Origin of the sequence: Pacificispira sp. (assembly GCF_965228185.1) — a bacterium.
Lineage (GTDB): Bacteria > Pseudomonadota > Alphaproteobacteria > UBA8366 > Aestuariispiraceae > Pacificispira.
Genome location: NZ_CBDDHE010000003.1, coordinates 963,029 through 982,758, shown reverse-complemented (window position 1 = coordinate 982,758; position 19,730 = coordinate 963,029). Strand labels below are relative to the sequence as shown.

The window sequence follows — 19,730 nt, the reverse complement described above, 5'->3', positions numbered from 1 at the left end:
GGCGACCTCGACCGACGGCACCGATACCGAGACACAGACCGCGGAACTGCCGGTCACGGTGACCGGTGTGGCCGACGATGCTGACCTGGCCACTTCCGCCGCGTCCGGCGATGAGGACAGCGCCATCGCGCTCGACATCGATGTGTCGGGCGTCAACGCGGGCGATACGGCCTCCGTGACCATCTCGGGTATTCCCGCCGGCGCGGAACTTTCGGCCGGGACGGTAAACGAGGACGGCAGCGTCACGCTGACGGTGGACCAGCTCGAAGGGCTGACCATCACCCCGCCTGCGAACAGCGATGCGGATTTCACGCTGACGGTGGCGGTGACGACGACGGATGCCGACAGCGGCGACACGGCGACGGTTACCGAGACGCTCGCGATCACGGTCGATGCCGTGGCGGACACGCCTTCCCTCACGGTCGATGCGGCTTCCGGCACCGAGGACAGCGCGATCGCGCTCGACATCACCTCAGCGCTCACCGACCAGGACGGGTCGGAGACCCTCTCGATCACCATTACCGGCATTGCGGAGGGCGCAACCCTCTCCGCCGGTACGGTCAACGAAGACGGCAGCGTCACCCTGACGCCGGATCAGCTCGACGGTCTCACGATCACGCCGGCTGCCAACAGTGCGGATGACTTCACGCTAACGGTCACCGCGACCTCGACCGACGGCACGGATACCGCGACGCAGACGGCCGAACTGCCGGTGACGGTCACGGGCGTCGCCGACGATGCCACCCTCGAGACCGCTGCTGCATCCGGCGATGAAGACAGCGCCATTGCGCTCGACATCGATGTGTCGGGCGTCAACGCGGGCGATACGGCTTCCGTGACCATCTCTGGCATCCCCGCCGGTGCGGAACTTTCGGCCGGGACGGTGAACGAGGACGGCAGCGTCACGCTGGCGGTGGATCAGCTCGAAGGTCTGACCATCACGCCTGCTTCGAACAGTGATGCGGATTTCACGCTGACGGTGGCGGTGACGACGACGGATGCCGACAGCGGCGACACGGCGACGGTTACCGAGACGCTCGCGGTCACGGTCGATGCCGTGGCGGACACGCCGTCTCTCACGGTCGATGCGGCCTCGGGCAGCGAAGACAGTGCGATCGCGCTCGATATCACTTCGGCCTTGCTCGACCAGGACGGGTCGGAGACCCTCTCGATCACCATTACCGACATTCCGGACGGCGCGACCCTCTCTGCCGGGACGGTCAACGACGACGGGTCCGTCACGCTGACGCTGGATCAGCTCGACGGCCTGACCATCACCCCGGCGGCCAATAGCGCGGACGACTTCACGCTGACGGTCACGGCCACATCGACGGACGGCACCGACACGGCGACGCAGACCGCGGAACTGCCGGTCACGGTGACCGGTGTGGCCGACGATGCGACACTTGAGACGGCCGCTGCGTCCGGCGACGAGGACAGCGCCATTGCGCTCGACATCGATGTGTCGGGCGTCAACGCGGGCGATACGGCCTCGGTCACGATCTCCGGCATCCCCGCCGGCGCGGAACTCTCCGCCGGGACGGTGAATGAGGATGGCAGCGTCACCCTGACGGTGGATCAGCTCGAAGGTCTGACGATCACCCCGCCTGCGAACAGCGATGCGGACTTCACGCTGACGGTGGCAGTGACGACGACGGATGCCGATAGCGGCGATACGGCGACGGTAACCGAGACGCTGGCAGTCACGGTCGATGCCGTGGCGGACACGCCTTCCCTCACGGTCGAGGCGGCTTCCGGCAGCGAAGACAGCGCGATTGCCCTCGACATCACCTCGGCACTGACCGACCAGGACGGGTCGGAGACCCTCTCGATCACCATTACCGGCATTCCGGAGGGCGCGACCCTCTCTGCCGGGACGGTGAACGACGACGGATCTGTCACGCTGACGCCGGATCAGCTCGACGGCCTGACGATCACCCCGGCGGCGAACAGCGCAGACGACTTCACGCTTACGGTCACGGCCACATCGACGGACGGCACCGACACGGCGACGCAGACGGCGGAACTGCCGGTCACCGTGACCGGTGTGGCGGATGAAGCCGATCTGGCCACCTCCGCCGCGTCGGGCGACGAAGACAGCGCCATTGCGCTCAGCATTGACGTCTCCAATGTGGCGGACGGCGACAGCGCGTCGGTCACGATCTCGGGCATTCCGACGGGTGCGGAACTTTCGGCCGGGACGGTGAACGAGGACGGCAGCGTCACGCTGACGGTGGATCAGCTCGAAGGTCTGACCATCACGCCGCCCACGAACAGCGATGCGGATTTCACGCTGACGGTGGCGGTGACGACGACGGATGCGGATAGCGGCGACACGGCGACGGTTACCGAGACGCTCGCGGTCACGGTCGATGCCGTGGCGGATACGCCCTCCCTCACGGTCGATGCGGCCTCGGGCAGCGAGGACAGCGAAATCGCACTCGATATCACCTCGGCCTTGCTCGACCAAGATGGGTCGGAGACGCTGTCCGTTGAAATCGGCGGTATCCCGGCGGGGGCGGTCCTGACCGCGAATGGCCAGGCCGTGCTTGTGACCAATGGCACCGCGGTTCTGACGGCCGGTCAGTTGGACGACCTGACCATCACTCCGCCGCCGAACAGCAGCGACGATTTCACCCTGACGGTGACCGCAACCGCAACCGACGGCGACGACACGGCAACGACGGTCGGTACGATCCCCGTGACGGTCAGCGGTGAGGCGGATTCCCCGACACTTGAAACCTCCGCCGCATCGGGCGACGAAGACAGCACGATCGCACTCGACATCACCGCAGCACTGAGCGACGAGAGCGAGACCCTGTCCGTTGAAATCTCGAACATTCCCAATGGGGCGGTTCTGACCGCCAATGGCGTCGCCATCGCGGTGACCGGCGGGGTTGCGGTGCTGACGGCCGATCAGTTGGACGCCCTGGCCATCCAGCCGCCGCCCAACAGCAGCGACGATTTCACCCTGACCGTGACGGCGACCTCAACGGACGGCGAAGACACGGCAACGACCGTCGGTACCATCCCGGTAACCGTCGACGCGGTGGCCGACACGCCGACCTTGACCGCCGCGGATGCGTCCGGCGCCGAGGATGCGGTCATCGCGCTGAACATCCAGGCCAGCAGCCCGGATGCCGGTGAAGTCTTGACCATTCGGATCGACGGCATTCCGACCGGCGCGGTTCTGCAATCCGGGGAAACGGTGATCGATGTTTCCGGCGGCAGCGCCACACTGACGGCGGATCAGTTGGAAGACCTGACGATCAAACCGGCCACCAATGACGACAGCGATTTCGACCTGACCGTCACCGTCACAGCCACGGATGGCGACGTTTCGGCAACGCAATCGGGTACGCTGACCGTAACAGTCGATCCCGATGCCGACACTCCGACCCTGGAGTTGGACGCCGCGACCGCAAGCGTCAACACCGTCACCGTCCCGCTGTCCCTGTCCAGCGACCTGCAGGATGCCCTTGTCGACACGACCGAACCTTATGAATTGCCGGCCGGCGGCGGTTTGCAAGGCGAGATCTACGACACCAACAGTTCACTTGACGATCTGAACGACGCGGACTCCCTGATCGCAGCGGGCGGCGCAGATGTAACCTTCACCTCCACGACGGTCGACTATGATGGCGGATCGACGCTTGGCCAGTTCCTGGGCAGCGACGCAGCAAGCGCCAGCGGCACGACCGGCGCGTCGGCGGAGACCTTTGTGGTCAAACTGACGGGCTATGTCTTCATCGAAGCCGGATCGCATAACTTCCAGGTCACAACCGATGACGGGTTCCGCCTGAAAATCGGCGGACAAATGGTGACACAGTTCGATGGCAACCGTGCCTCCGACTCCAGTAGCGGAACATTCACGGCGGCGGAAGACGGCCTGTACCCGATCGAGGTCGTCTATTGGGAGAATGGAGGGGACCAGGATCTGTTCGTCAATATGGACGGCACGGCCCTGGGCGGCGACATTCTGTTCAGCAGTGTGCCGGACGGACTGACACTGAACGAGAACGGCTACTACAGCGTGCCGGAGACGATAGAAACCGTCACGACCTTGACGGTATCCGACCTTCCCGAAGGGGCCGTCCTGAGCGCGGGCACGCAAAACCCGGACGGTACCTGGACAGTCAGCGCCGACGATGCCGACTCCCTGACGGTGACATTCCCCAATGGCGGTGTTCACGCGATCACGGCGACGGTGAAAGATTCCGAAGGCAACGCCATCGCCGAAGAAACCGTATCGGCCGGCGAAGCGACAAGCTTTACCGCCAACTTGGATATCGAGGCCGCGCTGATCGATCTGGACGGTTCGGAAACGCTCTCCATCACGATCGACAATCTGCCGGAGGGCGCGACCCTGTCGGCAGGTACGGTCAACGCGGACGGGTCGGTTACCCTCACCCCCGTGCAGTTGGAAGGCCTCAGCATCGATCTGCCGAACGGCACGGACAGTTTCAATCTGACCGTGACCGCCACGTCGACCGATGGGACCGACACGGCCAGCATCACACAGACCCTATCGGTTACGGTGCCCGAGACAGCCGGCACGCCGACCCTGGAAGTCAGTGATATCTCCGGCAATGAAGACAGCGCCATCGCGTTGAACCTTTCGGCGACGGCAACGGATGCCGGGGATGTCATCACCGTTGAGATTTCCAATATTCCGTCCGGCGCCGTCATCTCGGTCGGCGGCGTCGCACAGGTCGCAACCGCCGGGGTCGTCACACTGACGGCGGATCAATTGGCATCCGCCACGGTCACTCCGCCACCGAACAGCCATGCCGATTTCGACCTGACGATCACCGCCAAGGCCACCGACGGCCAGTTCGAAATGAGCAGCACGGACACGATCACCGTATCCGTCGCAGCCGTCGCGGATGCCCCGACCGTCACCCTGTCCGTCGGCGCCGGCAGTGAAGTCGCCGTGAACGGCCAACTGGACCCCGATACGGCCTATCCGCTGACGATCAGCGCGCTTCTGGGCGACGGAGACGGATCGGAAACCTTGTCCATCGAGGTTGGGAACCTGCCCGAAGGCGCCTCCCTTACGTCAAACGGCGTCGCAATCACCGTCACGGACGGATCGGCGACGCTCACCTCCGACCAATTGTCGAACCTCGTGCTGCGTGTGCCGGCCGGGGCCGACGATTTTGACCTGTCCGTCACTGCGACGGCGACGGAAGCGAACGGATCCACCGCCAGCACCACCGAAACGGCGACGGTGGACGTGCCCGAGGTTGCGGGGCGTACCATCGACGGCGGCACCGGCAGCGACACGCTGCAAGGCGGGGCCGGCGACGACATTATCACCGGCGACAACCCGAGCGCGGGCGGCGGGGACGGCATCAACGCGGTCTACCATTTCAAGCTGGAAGACACGACCTGGAGCAGCAACGAGACGGTCACGGATTCCGTCAACGGCGTAACCGGAACAGCCAAAGGCGGTACCGGCAGCGGCACCTCTGCGAATGGCACGCAGGCCGCACAGTTCGACGGCAACGGGGATTATATCGAGGTTCCGCACAGCGCCGCGATGGAACTGTCCAGCGGGACATTCTCCGTCGATTTCCTGGCCTGGAACAACGGCACGATCGCCTCCAAGGACTCGTCCGGCTATGACGATGGCGGGCATTTCGACATGTCGATCAACAGCAGTCGACAGGTCGAGTTGCGCGTTCAGACGGGAGACGAATCCTTCTATTTGCGCGGCGGCAGCATCAACTACGAAGACACCTACAACGCCACCGTTACCTGGGACGGTTCCACGGTAACGCTCTATGTCAACGGCGCCGCCGTCGACAGCGTCCAGAGCGACTACACCATGGCACCCAACCAAAACCCCTGGACCTTCGGCGCGTCGCAGACAACCAGCGGCGACGATGTGGCAAGCAATCTACACACCTATCTCAATGGCCGGATCGACAATCCGACCTTGCTGGATGGGGCCCTGACATCAGACCAGGTCGCTACCATGGTATCGGGTGGCATCACCAACTATGTCGAGAACCATACCGGCACCGCAGAAACCACGATCTTCGAAACCGATTTCGAAGAAAGTGCCGCCGCCTTTGTCGATACGGCTGATGGCTGGTCCACGACCAGCGAGAAAATCGAGGTCTGGGGCGACACCGATACGGCCGCCGACGGCACCAAGTTCATCGAACTGAACACCGATCCGACGAACCAATTCGCCGATGCGGCCAACATCTATCGCGATGTCCAGACCGAAGCAGGCAAGATCTATAGCCTGACCTTCAACTATTCGGGACGACCCGGCTACGACGCCGCGGTCAACGCCATGAAGGTCTCGGTTGGCGGAGAAGTCCTCGGGGAATATTCCCACAATCTGAGCAGCGCGTCGGACCATGATTGGCAAGAGGTCACGATCCAGTTCGTCGGTGACGGCACTGTCAAACGCATCGAGTTCGCCGAGAACGGGACCGATCTAGACCACGGCCGCGGCATGCGTTTGGACGCGATCTCCCTGAAGGCCACCTCAAGCGGAGACAGCGATACGATCGACGGCGGGGCCGGCGACGACACGATCTACGCCGGTAATGGCGACGACGTTGTGTTCGGCGGCACCGGCAACGACGTAATCCATCTGGGCGGCGACAGCGAAACCACCGTCGCCAATAATGTCCCCATCAGTCATTGGAAACTGGACGAGACCAGCGGCGGAACGGTCTATGACAGCCGTGGCGACAATGACGGCACGGTCCAGGGCGGAACCGTCCTCGATTTCTCCGGCCGCCACGGCAGCGGGGCCGACATGGACGGCAGCAACGACTATATCCAGGTCGCCCATGACGACTCGATGGAACTGCCGAACGGGTCGCTGTCCTTCAATTTCAAAGGCTCGCAACAGCAGAACACGCTGGTGTCGAAAGGCGACAATGGCGACGGGCCCGGCCAGTTCCAAATTTCGACCAGAAACAGTGGCGCGATCCGCTTCGAATTTACCGACGACGACGGCGACAGCGTCTCCATCGAGGGTGGCAGCATAAACTGGAGCAATTGGAACAATGTCACTGTCACCTGGGGCGACGAAGGGCTGCAGCTTTATGTGAACGGCAGCCTCGCCGCCAGCAACAGCTCGATCAAAAACGGTATCGATACCAACACCGAAACGATGCGTTTCGGCGTGCGGGACGACATCGGCGACGATTTCGACGGGGCCTTCGACGACATCGCGCTGTATGACCAGCAATTGTCCTCGACCGACATCTCCTACCTGTCCAGCAATGGTGTCGACGCCTTGGTTACCAATTCGACCACGGTCGTTGCGGCCGGGGCCGACACGGTCGATGCCGGCAGCGGCGACGACACGGTCATCGGCGGCGAAGGTGCGGATACGATCGACGGCGGAGATGGCATCGACACGATCGACTATTCGGAAAGTGACGAGGCGGTCACCATCGATTTCGGTGCGGGAACCGTGTCCGGCGGGCACGCAGAAGGCGATCAGCTGTCGAATTTCGAGAATATCGTCGGCTCCGATCACGATGACATCCTGCGCGGCGACGATGGTGCCAACCGTCTGGATGGCGGTGCCGGCAGCGACGCGTTGACCGGTGGCGCCGGGGCGGATGTCTTCGTGCTGGGCAACCCTGGTCAGGGCATTGACACTATTACCGATTTCAATGCCGCCGAGGGGGACATGCTGGACATCTCCAGTGTCGTCAATATGGACGATATCGACGAGTTGCAGAACTATCTGCGCCTGGAAGAAGACGAGTCCGGCAATACGACCGTCAAGGTGAACACCAGCGGCGACGGCGACGACGACCATTTCCAAGCGGTCGCCACCCTGGAAGGCGTTACCGGTTTGGACGTCAATAGCATCATCCAGAATCAGGACGATGGTTCGGGCAATGTCTGACGAAAGGCGGCCGGGCGAAACCGTCCGGCCGCTTTCGTATCGCCAGATTTAAAGAGCGTTCAAGGGGCGGGCGGCCGGTTCACGACAGACAAGGCCGTCTGAACGGTTTCCAGCGCCTTTGCGATCTCGGATCGCGACGCGCCCCGCTCCACCGCCGACCGCGCTGCGTTCACGCCGGTCTGTGCCTCGGTAATCTTCGAATTGAACCATTCGCGCGGAACCTCGGCGACCGCCACCTCCGGTCCTGGTTCAGCAGCCAAGTCCGTCGTTTCCGCCTGCCCGGGGCGCAGCGAGGCCAAAGGCGGCGACTCGACCTTCTCATCGGCGCGCGTTTCGGTTTCAGCCAGGGCAAATCGCCGCAAAGCGTCCGTTAACGCCTGCACGCCGGCCCAGATCTGGGAATCCGGCGTGTCCGCCGCGCGCGTTCTGTCGATCAACTGCACGGTAAGTCCCTTCACGGACTCAAGCGCCTTGTCGCGCCCCTGCGCCCGGATATCCGGAGCGGCGGCCGTCATTGCGGCCACAAATAGTAAAGCCGTGAGCGCCAAACGCGCGGGCCGCAAACCAACCATACCCAATCCTTTCATTACGCGGACCGGCACCAGTCCCGAAGCAGATCGATCTGATGCGTGTCCATAAGCGCCGGCGCATGGCCGCATCCGGGAATCTCTATGACCTGCGCCTTGGGGCCGCGCCGTGTCATTTCCTCAGCGACGTCCGGCGTCAGCAAATCCGATTCCGCCCCGCGCATCACCATTATCGGTACCGATAAGACGTCCCAAAGCGCCCATAGATCCGCATCGCCGATTTCCGCTGCCTTGAACGGTTCGGCAATCCGAAGGTCATATGCGTTCACCCACCCGCCGCCATCATCCTTCGCCGTCGAAATTTCGGTCAGATAGCGCCAATCCTCATCGGAGGTCAGACCAAACGGCGCATAGGCCCGCTTAATGTGGTCGACGGCCTTGTCAAAACTGTCGAAGCGCCAGCCGGTCCCGACATATTCCCCGATCCGTTCCAGTGCCGCCTTCGGAATAAACGGTCCGACATCGTTTAGTACCATGCGGCGGATCGGCGTTTGCGGCAGCGCGGCCATCGCCATTCCGATCAGCCCCCCCATGGAGGTGCCGATCCAATCCACTTTGGTCACATTCTCCAGCGCCAACATGGCGGTGACATCGCCAATATATTGAGGAATCTCGTATGGCGCCCCTTCGGGTAGGCGATCGGACCGGCCACGCCCGACGATATCTGGGCACAGGACACGAAATCCATCCGCTTCCAGTGCGGCCGCAAGACGTTCGAAATCCCGTCCGTTTCGGGTCAGGCCATGCACACACAGGATCGTTCGCTCACTGTCCGCATCGCCCCAATCGGCATATGCCATATCGTGTTGCCCCAATGAGCTGGCACAGCGGACTGATTTCAAGATCTGCGGCAAATCCAAACTCCTTCCGGAAGACGTCGCGGCCACGATCCGGCCGACCTCGAACGGACCATGCCGAATGCCATGGCTGCATTCAATCGTGGCATGGTCTAAAACGATGCGGTCACACATACGTCACCGGCCGGAGCGGAACCTGTGCGCCTCGCCTTTAAAATTTTCCTCAGCCTTATCGCCCTTTGCGTCCTGACCGTGGGCTGTCTTATCTGGATACTAGGCACCGCGAGCGTCCCCGATTTGGCCGGCGATAGGAAACTCCCGGGCCTGTCCGACGATGTCGTAGTCGCTTTCGATGAAAGCGGCATTCCAACGATCCGCGCCGCCACAATGACCGACGCCTATCGCGCCCTGGGCTATCTTCATGCCCGCGACAGGCTCTGGCAGATGGAGACGACCCGTCGCATCGGTGCCGGGCGTATGGCGGAAATCGTCGGCTCCCCGATGTTGGGCTATGACCGAATGATGCGGGAACTCAGCCTTTACCGACAGGCGGAACAGCAGGTCAACGGGTTGGCGCCGGCAGAACGGCAGGATCTGCAGGCCTATGCGGATGGGGTGAACGTGTTTCTGGAGACGTCGAGCGAGCCCCTGCCCGTCGAGTTTCAACTGACGCTACACACGCCCGAGCCCTGGACGATCGCCGACAGCCTGGTCTGGGGACGATTGATGTCCCTGCAATTGTCCGGCAACGGCTTCTCGGAATCCCGCCGCGAAGCGCTGTTGAACCTGATTGGGCCGGAGCGGACTGCCGAGTTGCTGCCGAGAAACCTGCGCAGCCCGACAACGATGAATGACGCCAACCGCGACGCGTGGATCGGTGGTTATGACGCGTCCAACGCTTGGGTGCTGAGCGGACAGCGGACCGCTACCGGCAAGCCGATCCTGGCAAACGATCCCCATCTGGGATTGCGCATGCCCGGACAATGGTATCTGGCGCGGATCGAGACCCCCGGCCTGACCCTGGCCGGCGCCACCGCTCCCGGCGCGCCGTTCCATATTCTGGGTCATAACGGCACCATGGCCTGGGGTCTGACCACGACACACGCGGACAATCAGGACACCGTCCGCCTGGATCGTGCCGCACTAGACGCCGCCGAAACGCGGCAGGAGACCATTCGCGTCCGATTTGGCGCGGATGAGAATGTCACGGTCCGCCAGTCGGCCTTCGGACCGGTTCTGTCGCGTCTTGGCTCCGAACCGGTGGCGTTGCAGTGGACCGGCACGGAATCCCTGCCCCGTACCGTCAGCGCCCTGTACCGCCTGAACAGGGCGACGAGCTGGGACAAGTTTGTTCAAGCGCTTTCCCTGTTCGACGATCCCGTTCAGAACGTGTTCTACGCCGATACCGCCGGGCGGATCGGCATGAAAGTCGCCGGGCGGATTCCAATTCGAAAGGGTGCAGACGGCACCGTGCCACAGGCATCGGGCCAACCGGAGGCCGTTTGGTCCGGGATCGTGCCCTCGGAAGACCTACCGGGCCTGGTCGCCCCCGCCAATGGCTGGATCGCCAACGCCAACAACCGCATCGTTACCGCGGATTACCCTTATGAAATCTCGCATGATTTCGTCCCCGATTACCGTGCGGTCCGGATGCTTGAGGCCTTGGCGGAAACCGGAGAGGCTCATTCCTTGGAAGACAGCACACGCCTGCAGAACGATGTTCTGTCGGACGCCGCGCGCCGCCTGGTGCCGCATTTCCTGAAAGCCGAACCGACCACACCGCTCGCGCGGGACGGATTGGCATTGCTGCGTGCGTGGGATTTTCGAATGACCCGGGATTCGGCCGCGGCGGCGCTTTACATGACCTTTTTGAACGAGGCGGTCCGGCTATTGGCGGAGGACGATCTGGGGGTCGAGGCCTTCGAAAACTATTGGCAAGCCGACGCCCGCTTCGTCGAGAAGGCGCTGACCGAAGCACCGCATTGGTGCGACGACCTTCGGACGGAACCGAAAGAAAATTGCGATTGGCTGCTGACCTCAGCCTTGGATCGGGCGGTATTCGTCCTGAATGACCGGCAGGGCGGCACCGCGACCGACTGGCGATGGGGCGATCTTCACCGTGCCCCCATGGAACATTTGCTGCTGAACCTCATTCCCGGTCTGTCGCGCCTGGGAAATCGGCCGCTTGAGACGGATGGCGGCGACCACACCGTCAATCGCGGCCAAAGCCGGGGCGGCGAAGGACGGCACCCCTTCCGTCATATCCATGGCGCCGGGTACCGCGCAGTCTATGATTTGGCGGATCTGGACCGCAGCCTGTTCGCCCTGGCAGGGGGCCAGTCCGGCAACCCGTTCTCACCACATTACGACGATCTGTTGGAGCCTTGGCGGGACGGTCGCTATTTCAGGATTCCCGGGCGCGGCGGCGATATCGGCGCCGGGGCCGCCGCCGTATTGCATTTGCGTCCCTGATCGGACGGTTCATAGGGGGAGTTTCGCGTACCATGTTTCTCAGCGTTTTCGACCTGTTCAAGATCGGCATCGGCCCGTCCAGTTCCCATACGGTGGGACCGATGGTGGCGGCGGCCCGCTTCATCGAAACGCTGACCGGACGCAGCGTCTTCGACGCCGTCCAATCGGTGCGGTGCAGCCTTCACGGTTCCCTTGCCTGGACGGGAAAGGGCCATGCCAGCGACCGGGCCGTCATTCTGGGCCTGGCGGGCGCGCGGCCGGATTCGATCGACCCAGACGACGCGTTCAAACTGGTTCATCAGATCGATGCCGAGCTGGAAATCCCACTGGGCGGCACGCGGCGTATTCCGTTTCATCGGGACGATCATCTGATTTTCGACTTCGGTCCGCCGTTGCCGGGCCATGCCAACGGCATGATCTTCGCCGCCTTCGATGGTAATGGCGACATGCTGGCGGAACAGACCTTCTATTCCATCGGCGGCGGGTTCGTTGCGACCGCGGAGGAACTGGATAACAAGACCGGTGCCGGGTCGCTGCCGCAATCCGAAGTCCCCTACCCGTTCAACTCCGCCAAAGAGATGCTGGCCATGGGCGCGACGTCCGGCCTGACCATCGCGGATATGAAACTGGCGAATGAATGCGCGGTGCGCGAGCGCGGCGAGGTGATCGAGGGCCTGGACCGGCTTTGGAAGGTCATGCGGACCTGCATCACGCGCGGCCTGGGCCAGGACGGGCGCTTGCCGGGTGGTCTGGACGTCAAGCGGCGCGCCAAGGCAATCCTGCAGGAACTGGAAAAGAACCGGCAATCTAATCGGCGTTTCGACCATGACATCATGGATTGGATCAGCCTCTACGCGATCGCCGTGAACGAAGAGAATGCCGCCGGCGGCACTGTTGTGACCGCCCCGACCAATGGTGCTGCCGGGATCATTCCAGCGACCTTGCGCTACTACGAGGCCTTCATCCCCGAAGCCAACCAGGACGGCATCCGCACTTTCCTGCTGGCGGCATCGGCCATCGGCGGCATCATCAAGCACAATGCGTCGATTTCCGGCGCGGAAGTCGGTTGCCAGGGCGAGGTTGGATCAGCCTCTGCAATGGCGGCGGCCGGGCTGGCGGCGGCCCTGGGGGCAACTAACATGCAGGTGGAGAACGCAGCCGAAATCGCGCTGGAGCATCATCTCGGCATGACCTGCGATCCGATCGGCGGCCTGGTTCAGATCCCCTGCATCGAGCGCAACGCCATGGGCGCGGTGAAGGCCGTCAACGCCTGCTCGCTCGCTATGAAGGGTGACGGGACTCATTTCGTGCCCCTGGACGCCGCGATCAAGACGATGAAAAAGACCGGCGACGATATGCGTTCCGAATACAAGGAAACCAGCCAGGGTGGCCTAGCGGTCAACGTCGTCGAATGCTGATCGCCGTCAGGCCGCGCTCATCGGCGTGACGGTCGGGCAAGCCCTACGAAATCGTCGCGTATCCACCGGAGAAATAGAGCAACGGCCGCGCGGACGGGTCACTCGAAACGGCGGTATGCCGGACCCGGCCCAGCAGGATCGTGTGATCGCCGCCTGGGAATGTATTCTCCAGATCACAAATCAGATGCCCGAGCGCGCCGGACAGCAGCGGCGGGCGATCCGATTCACCGGTCTCAAGGGCGATTCCGCTAAATCGGTCATCGTCTTTGAAGAAGGAGAACCGGTCGGACAGCGCCTGTTGATCTTCCGCCAGGATATTCACCGCGAAACGCGGAGACCCGACGAATACACCGTGACTTGACGCGTTCTTGTCGATCGAAAACAAGACAAGCGGCGGGTCGAGGGATACAGAAGAAAACGAATTGACCGTCAGGCCCCAGCGACCGCCCTTGGCGTCGCAGGTCGTCGCCACGGCAACGCCGGTTGCGAACCGCCCGCACACGGTGCGAAACAATGCCGATGTCACCCCGTCGCCGCAATCCATCGACGTCCTGACCTCTGGTAAGTTGAGCCGCTGCGGGCATAACATGATGCGTATCCCAGGGAAAGCGAGAGGACAATGACACTGCGGGGACGAAAGCCGATGCTGATCGCCGCCGCGTCGCAGATCGCGGCGGTCCTTGCGGTGCTCGCGGTGGTTCAGATTCATTTTCGGGTCACCGGGGAGGATCTGCCCTTCTGGGGCAAGATCGTCCTTGCTTCAGGCACCGCGTCGGCGGTGGCGGCGCTGTTCCGCGCGGGTCTTGCCTGGATCGTGTTTATGGCCGCCCTTCCCGCCCTATTCGCCATGGCGGTCCGCGCCGACCTACCGCTATGGATTCCAGGGGGGATCCTGGTGCTTATGGCCCTGGCTCTTCGCAACGTCATCGGCGACAGGGTGCCGCTCTATCTCAGCAATCGCGAAACGATGGAGAAACTGGCGACCCTCTTGGGCCCGGACTCCGCGGCGGGCAATAGGCCTGTCAGGATACTCGATCTCGGTTGCGGCACCGGCAGCGTCCCCATGGCGATGGCGCGGATTCATTCCCATCCGGATAGCCGATTTGTCGGCGTCGAGAACGCGCCCATCCCCTTCCTGATCGCCCGGGCCCGGGCTGTCCTCTCCGGTGACCGGCGGGTCCTAATCCGCTGGCAATCGCTATGGGATGCCGATCTGGCGGGTTACGATCTGATCTATGCGTTCCTCAGCCCGCACCCCATGGCCGACCTATTCGAAAAGGTCCGGCGCGGAATGACACCGGGCGGAATTTTCGTCAGCAATTCCTTCGAGGTACCGGGGCACGAACCGGACCGGCGCATGCCGATCCAAAGCGGACGCGCAACGTCGCTGTTGATTTGGCAAATTCGCGGAGACGTCTAGCATGACTTCCGCACTGCGAAGATGGACAGCACTGATCGATTCCGACTACAGTTGCGCGGTTTCGGCGGTTACTGCCGGCGGGGATTCGAAGGCAGGTCGTCAATAGGCAGAAGGTCCAGCCCTTTCTATGTTCGTTATTATCGGAATTGTCGCGGTTATCGGGTGCGTCCTGGGTTCATATATGGCGATGGGCGGGAAGCTCGGCGTCTTGAACCAACCGTTTGAATTCACGCTGATTTTCGGCGCGGGCGCGTCGGCTTTCATCATTGCCAATCCGATGCGCATCGTGAAGGGATCGATCGGGCGCCTGGGCGGTATTTTCAAAGGACCGAAATACAAGAAGGCGGATTACCTGGAACTGCTGACGATGCAGTATCAGGTCTTCAAGCTGATCAAGCAGAAGGGCGCGCTCGCGGTCGAACAGCATGTTGAGAATCCCCATGATTCCAAACTGTTCGAGCCGTTTGAGAAGTTCCACAAAGACCATCACGCCATGGAGTTCTTCTGTGACTACCTGCGCCTGATGACCTTGGGGACGGACAATCCGCACGAAGTCGAAGCGCTGATCGATTCCGACCTGGAAACCCATCACCAGACCGACCACCAGATTGCCCATGCACTGACCGGCATGGCGGAGGGCTTCCCGGCGCTTGGCATCGTCGCGGCCGTTTTGGGCGTCATCAAAACAATGGGATCGATCAACGAACCGCCCGAAGTCCTGGGCCGCTTGATCGGTGGGGCCCTGGTCGGGACCTTCCTGGGCATTCTGTTGTGCTATGGTTTCTTCGCCCCCTTTGCCAGCAACGCCAAGGCGATCATGGAAGAGGAAGCGACCTATTTTAACTGCATGAAGGCCGGCATTCTGGCGCATCTCGCCGGATACGCCCCCGCGGTGTCGACCGAATTCGCCCGCAAGTCTCTGGCCCCGCATAACCGGCCCACTTTCGCCGAGGTGGAAAGCGCCGTGGAATCCTTGCCGCCGGTGAGCGGTTAAGCGGATCTGAAACCGGCGCCCCCTTGACCGGGCCTTAGGAGGACTGACGCCTAATGTCGGAAGGTCTCCAGGGTGAAGCGATTGAACCGCTGATCCTGAAAAAGAAGATCAAGATTCCGGCAGGCGCCCATGGCGGCGCCTGGAAGGTCGCCTATGCCGATTTCGTGACCGCCATGATGGCCTTCTTCTTGTTGCTGTGGCTGCTGAACGCCACGACGGAAGAACAGATGACCGGCCTCTCGGACTATTTCGCACCGCCCAGTGCAGCCGAGGATTCGCAAGGTATCGGCCAGGCCCTGTCCGGCGCGGTCGCCTCGCTGGAAGGCGCCATGCGTTCCGCCTCGTCGCCCCCCGTGACCAGCGTCGCCATCCCCAGCTATGGATCCGAGGAGTCGGGCAAGGAGACCGGGGAGGAACGCGACGACCCGGCCGAGGCCAATGTGAATGTCGGCGACGCCACGGCGGAACAGCAGGAACAGGAGATGCTTGACGACGCCTTGGCGAAGTTGAAGCAATCGATCGAGGACGATCCGACCGTCCGCGATCTGCAGGACAGCATCATCTATGAAGTCACCGATGAAGGTTTGATGATCCAATTGCTGGATTATCAGCGTCGGGAGATGTTCGAGCCGGGCACCGATCAGATGACCCGGCGGGCGGTCCGGCTGCTGGCCCTGATCAGCGGCATCATCGTCCAACTGCCCAATGACGTCGCGATTACCGGTCATACCGATTCCGCCGCCCAGCCCGGGGCAACCGCCGAATACGGCAACTGGGAACTATCCGGCGACCGCGCCGCCGCGAGCCGCAACTGGATGGAACGCAACGGTTTCCCGACGGGACGGTTAATCCGGGTCGAGGGCAAGGCTGATTCGGACCTGTTGGATCCAAGAGATCCGGAGAACGAGCGAAACCGGCGCATTTCAATCCTGCTGCTGCGGCAGAACCCGCCGGAGAAGGAAACGGCGGTCTTCGTGCCCGGCGTCGACGACGTTCCCGGCGGCGCGGCCGGGTCGTCCCCGGCCCGGGACACGACCGGCCTGGCCCCGCCGCCCCTTCCCGAGAACTGAGGCGCGACCATGGCGGATCTCGAACAGCAGATCATCGTGAAGAAGGTGAAGGTGCCAGAGGAAGGTGCCCATGGCGGTGCCTGGAAGGTCGCCTATGCCGATTTCGTGACCGCTATGATGGCGTTCTTCCTGCTGCTCTGGCTGCTGAATGCGACGGAACAGGAAGTTCTCGACGGCATCTCGAACTATTTCACACCGACGACCCGGACGACGTCGGCGGACAGCGGATCCAACAATGTCTTCGGCGGCATCACGCCGAACGAACCCGGTCCGACCGAGGACAAGCGGACGGAATCGCCGGACGCGACCGATGGATCGTCACAGGGGAAACTGAACTCCAGCGACGACGAATCCGGCAAGGACGACGTCTCCAGCACCGGCAGTGCCGGCGAGGTCAACGCGGACGAGGAAGAAAAGCGCTTCAATCAGGCCAAGCAGAATCTTGAAACGCAGATCAATGAACTGCCGCCGGAACTCGAAGATCTTAAAGAGACGATCAAGATCGACGTGACCGACGAGGGCTTGCGCATTCAGCTTGTGGACAGCCGCGACAAATCGAACTTCCAGCAAGGCTCTTCGCAGCTAACGGATCATGCACGGATCAGCCTGCAATTGCTGGCGGATATCGCGATCAATCTGCCGAACCCGATTTCAATCACCGGCCATACCGGCAGTGACGAAGGCGGCGGTCAGGCTTGGGATCTGTCGGTCGACCGGGCCAATTCAGTGCGTCGCGGCCTGCGCACCAACGGGCTGCCGGAAGTCCGGTTCGAAACCGTCATCGGCGTCGCGGACACGGATCCTTTGATCCCTGAAAATCCGGATTCGCCTCAGAACCGCCGGATGACCATCGTTCTCATCCGGCAGGCGCCTGCCCCGCGCTGACGGCCCAATGGCCAAATCGGCTTGAAGTCGTTCCGTTCCATTCACAAATCCTAAAGGAACGAAACGACGGAGCCGACGCCCATGACGCACCAGGAAAGCAAGTTTGACCCGGCATCGGCGGCACGCGGCAATTCCGGCAGCACCGACCTTTTCGTAGATCCGAGCTACTGGTCGGGCACTGTTTTCAAGCGCCTGATGAGTTACCTCGTCGACGTCGTCGTGTTGGCGGCAATCGGGGTTGCCTTGTGGGTGGTCACGGCGCTGACCCTGGGACTCCTAGCGCCTGTTACCGCGCTTCTCTGGGCCGTTGCACCCTTTGCCTATCACACCTTGATGGTGTCCGGTCGAGGGGCGACCGTGGGCCAGTCCGTTTTCGGCTTGCGTGTCGTCGACGCCACAACAGGCGCGCGCCCGACGGTACTCCAGGCGCTGATCCTGACCGTGCTCTTCTATGTCAGTGTCGCGATGGGTTTTGTGCCGCTGCTCTATGTGCTGTTCGATGATCGGAACCGCTTCTTGCACGACATTCTCAGCGACCTGCGTACAATCCAAAGCGCAAGCGCGCCCGGTTGACCCCTGACGCCGGCCCAAGCCTGTCCATCAATCGCTTTGCTGTTGTATTCCAACGATTACGCCTCATACTCATTATAATAATAATGTGATGAACGGGCCGGCTGTGGGGTCGGAACCAGGGACGACCGACCGGCATTCAAGACCGGTCGTTCGAGATAGCGACACGATGGGAGTTACCGAAAGCAAAGACACTCCGGTACCAGGTTACGACCCGACCGGATTTTTCTGCGAGATCATCTCCGCGGCGCAACGCGGCGTCATTCCGAAGGCCGTGGTCGACAGGCTGCGCAGTATCGAATCCAAGGAACTAAGCGAACGCGCGGAAGCCGCGGCTCGCGAATTGTACAATCTCGGCATCACGTTCACGGTCTATTCCGACCGGACTATGATCGACCGGATTCTGCCGTTCGACGTTCTGCCTCGTGTCATCGGCGCGTCCGAATGGGAAACGATCGAACGCGGCGTCCAGCAACGGGTGAAGACCCTTAACCTTTTCATCCAGGACATCTACCACGATCAGAAATGCTTGAAGGACGGTGTAATCCCGGCAGATCTGGTTCTCGGTAACAAGAACTACCGAAAGCAGATGGAAGGCCTGGACGTTCCCGGCGGCACCTATGTCCATGTGTGCGGCATCGATCTGGTGCGGGACGACGAAGGCAATTTCTGTGTGCTGGAAGACAATGCCCGCACGCCGTCGGGTGTCTCCTATGTCGTCGAAAACCGGCATATGATGCAACGCGCCTTCCCGGATCTGATGGACGATATCGGCATCCGACCCGTTGACGATTACGGTCCCAAATTGCTGCAGGCGATGCTTGATGTCGCCCCGGCCGGCCCGATGGACCCACAGGTCGCCCTGCTGTCCCCCGGCGCTTATAACTCGGCCTATTTCGAACATATCTTCCTGGCGCGGGAAATGGGCGTTCCGTTGGTCGAGGGCCGCGATCTTCTGGTCGAGGACGATCGCGTCTACATGCGCACGACCGAGGGCGTGGAAGAGGTTCACTGCATCTATCGGCGGATCGATGACGACTTCCTCGACCCCAAGGCCTTCCGCGAGGATAGCCTGCTGGGCGTACCGGGCATTTTCGACGCCTACCGGAAAGGCAATATCACCCTGGCGAACGCGATCGGCACAGGGGTCGCGGACGACAAGGCCGTTTATGCCTATATGCCGCGCCTGATCCAATACTATTTGGGCGAGGACGCAATCCTGGCCAACGTGCCGACGAATATCTGCCGGGAAGAGGAAGGGCTTTCCTACACCCTGGATAACCTCGAGAACCTGGTCGTCAAACCTGTCGGCGAGTCCGGCGGCTATGGCATCCTGATCGGCCCCCGATCGACCAAGGACGAACTGGCGGAGTTCCGGGCCAAGATCAAGGACGACCCGGCGAACTTCATCAGTCAGCCCATGATCAACCTGTCGGTCTGTCCCACACTGGTCGACGGCGCAGTAGAACCGAGGCATGTCGATCTACGCCCCTTTTGCGTGACGGGAAAGTCAAGCTGGGTCCTACCCGGCGGCCTCACCCGAGTCGCCCTTCGCAAGGGATCGCTGGTGGTTAATTCCAGCCAGGGCGGCGGATCCAAGGACACATGGGTTCTGACGGAATAACA

At 62.2% G+C, this 19,730-nt stretch carries 12 protein-coding genes; 9 read left to right on the top strand and 3 right to left on the bottom strand.

Annotated features, from left to right (window positions below; translation table 11 throughout):
* Positions 1-67 precede the first annotated feature (67 nt).
* The gene (locus tag ACO06O_RS08215; RefSeq protein ID WP_421878123.1) at positions 68-7,891 is read left to right on the top strand and encodes a beta strand repeat-containing protein; all 7,824 of its coding nucleotides are present in this window, start codon (positions 68-70) and stop codon (positions 7,889-7,891) included.
* 59 nt (positions 7,892-7,950) lie between these two features.
* On the opposite strand, the gene ACO06O_RS08210 is transcribed toward ACO06O_RS08215, so the two are convergent.
* Together ACO06O_RS08210 and ACO06O_RS08205 are read right to left on the bottom strand one after the other, a co-directional pair.
* A complete protein-coding gene (locus ACO06O_RS08210) occupies positions 7,951-8,406 on the bottom strand; it encodes a hypothetical protein (RefSeq protein WP_421878121.1) in 456 nt (151 codons plus the stop codon).
* Between the two features lie 71 nt (positions 8,407-8,477).
* A complete protein-coding gene (locus ACO06O_RS08205; RefSeq protein WP_421878119.1) occupies positions 8,478-9,278 on the bottom strand; it encodes an alpha/beta fold hydrolase in 801 nt (266 codons plus the stop codon).
* 195 nt (positions 9,279-9,473) lie between these two features.
* On the opposite strand from ACO06O_RS08205, the gene ACO06O_RS08200 reads away from it, so the two are divergent.
* On the top strand, positions 9,474-11,747 hold the full coding sequence (locus tag ACO06O_RS08200) for a penicillin acylase family protein (RefSeq protein WP_421878117.1): 2,274 nt from the start codon (positions 9,474-9,476) through the stop codon (positions 11,745-11,747).
* Between the two features lie 32 nt (positions 11,748-11,779).
* Positions 11,780-13,165: an L-serine ammonia-lyase gene (locus ACO06O_RS08195; RefSeq protein ID WP_421878115.1), complete on the top strand. Its 1,386-nt coding sequence runs from the start codon at positions 11,780-11,782 to the stop codon at positions 13,163-13,165.
* Positions 13,166-13,208: 43 nt separating this feature from the next.
* On the opposite strand, the gene ACO06O_RS08190 is transcribed toward ACO06O_RS08195, so the two are convergent.
* Positions 13,209-13,709 (bottom strand): flavin reductase family protein, encoded by a 501-nt coding sequence (locus tag ACO06O_RS08190; RefSeq protein WP_421878113.1) that lies wholly within the window; start codon positions 13,707-13,709, stop codon positions 13,209-13,211.
* 75 nt (positions 13,710-13,784) lie between these two features.
* Here ACO06O_RS08190 and ACO06O_RS08185 point away from each other — a divergent pair, with 75 nt between their 5' ends.
* The 6 genes from ACO06O_RS08185 (at position 13,785) to ACO06O_RS08160 (ending at position 19,728) form a co-directional block, all read left to right on the top strand.
* A complete protein-coding gene (locus tag ACO06O_RS08185) occupies positions 13,785-14,585 on the top strand; it encodes a class I SAM-dependent methyltransferase (RefSeq protein WP_421878111.1) in 801 nt (266 codons plus the stop codon).
* Between the two features lie 127 nt (positions 14,586-14,712).
* Complete coding sequence (gene motA / locus ACO06O_RS08180; RefSeq protein WP_420416839.1) at positions 14,713-15,579, top strand: flagellar motor stator protein MotA; 867 nt, start codon at positions 14,713-14,715, stop codon at positions 15,577-15,579.
* Between the two features lie 53 nt (positions 15,580-15,632).
* Positions 15,633-16,649, top strand: coding sequence for a flagellar motor protein MotB (locus ACO06O_RS08175; protein WP_421878109.1), 1,017 nt, complete (start codon positions 15,633-15,635; stop codon positions 16,647-16,649).
* Between the two features lie 9 nt (positions 16,650-16,658).
* The gene (locus tag ACO06O_RS08170) at positions 16,659-17,534 is read left to right on the top strand and encodes a flagellar motor protein MotB (RefSeq protein ID WP_421878107.1); all 876 of its coding nucleotides are present in this window, start codon (positions 16,659-16,661) and stop codon (positions 17,532-17,534) included.
* A gap of 81 nt (positions 17,535-17,615) precedes the next feature.
* Positions 17,616-18,107: an RDD family protein gene (locus tag ACO06O_RS08165; RefSeq protein WP_421878105.1), complete on the top strand. Its 492-nt coding sequence runs from the start codon at positions 17,616-17,618 to the stop codon at positions 18,105-18,107.
* 166 nt (positions 18,108-18,273) lie between these two features.
* Positions 18,274-19,728: a circularly permuted type 2 ATP-grasp protein gene (locus ACO06O_RS08160; RefSeq protein WP_421878103.1), complete on the top strand. Its 1,455-nt coding sequence runs from the start codon at positions 18,274-18,276 to the stop codon at positions 19,726-19,728.
* Positions 19,729-19,730 lie beyond the last annotated feature (2 nt).

What these genes read in the sequence shown, in the direction of transcription:
- ACO06O_RS08210 (WP_421878121.1), bottom strand. Translation starts at nt 8,406, where the DNA reads ATGACGGCCGCCGCTCCGGATATCCGGGCGCAGGGGCGCGACAAGGCG.
- ACO06O_RS08205 (WP_421878119.1), bottom strand. Translation starts at nt 9,278, where the DNA reads ATGGCATATGCCGATTGGGGCGATGCGGACAGTGAGCGAACGATCCTG.
- ACO06O_RS08195 (WP_421878115.1), top strand. Translation starts at nt 11,780, where the DNA reads ATGTTTCTCAGCGTTTTCGACCTGTTCAAGATCGGCATCGGCCCGTCC.
- ACO06O_RS08190 (WP_421878113.1), bottom strand. Translation starts at nt 13,709, where the DNA reads ATGGATTGCGGCGACGGGGTGACATCGGCATTGTTTCGCACCGTGTGC.
- ACO06O_RS08185 (WP_421878111.1), top strand. Translation starts at nt 13,785, where the DNA reads ATGACACTGCGGGGACGAAAGCCGATGCTGATCGCCGCCGCGTCGCAG.
- motA (WP_420416839.1), top strand. Translation starts at nt 14,713, where the DNA reads ATGTTCGTTATTATCGGAATTGTCGCGGTTATCGGGTGCGTCCTGGGT.
- ACO06O_RS08175 (WP_421878109.1), top strand. Translation starts at nt 15,633, where the DNA reads ATGTCGGAAGGTCTCCAGGGTGAAGCGATTGAACCGCTGATCCTGAAA.
- ACO06O_RS08170 (WP_421878107.1), top strand. Translation starts at nt 16,659, where the DNA reads ATGGCGGATCTCGAACAGCAGATCATCGTGAAGAAGGTGAAGGTGCCA.
- ACO06O_RS08165 (WP_421878105.1), top strand. Translation starts at nt 17,616, where the DNA reads ATGACGCACCAGGAAAGCAAGTTTGACCCGGCATCGGCGGCACGCGGC.
- ACO06O_RS08160 (WP_421878103.1), top strand. Translation starts at nt 18,274, where the DNA reads ATGGGAGTTACCGAAAGCAAAGACACTCCGGTACCAGGTTACGACCCG.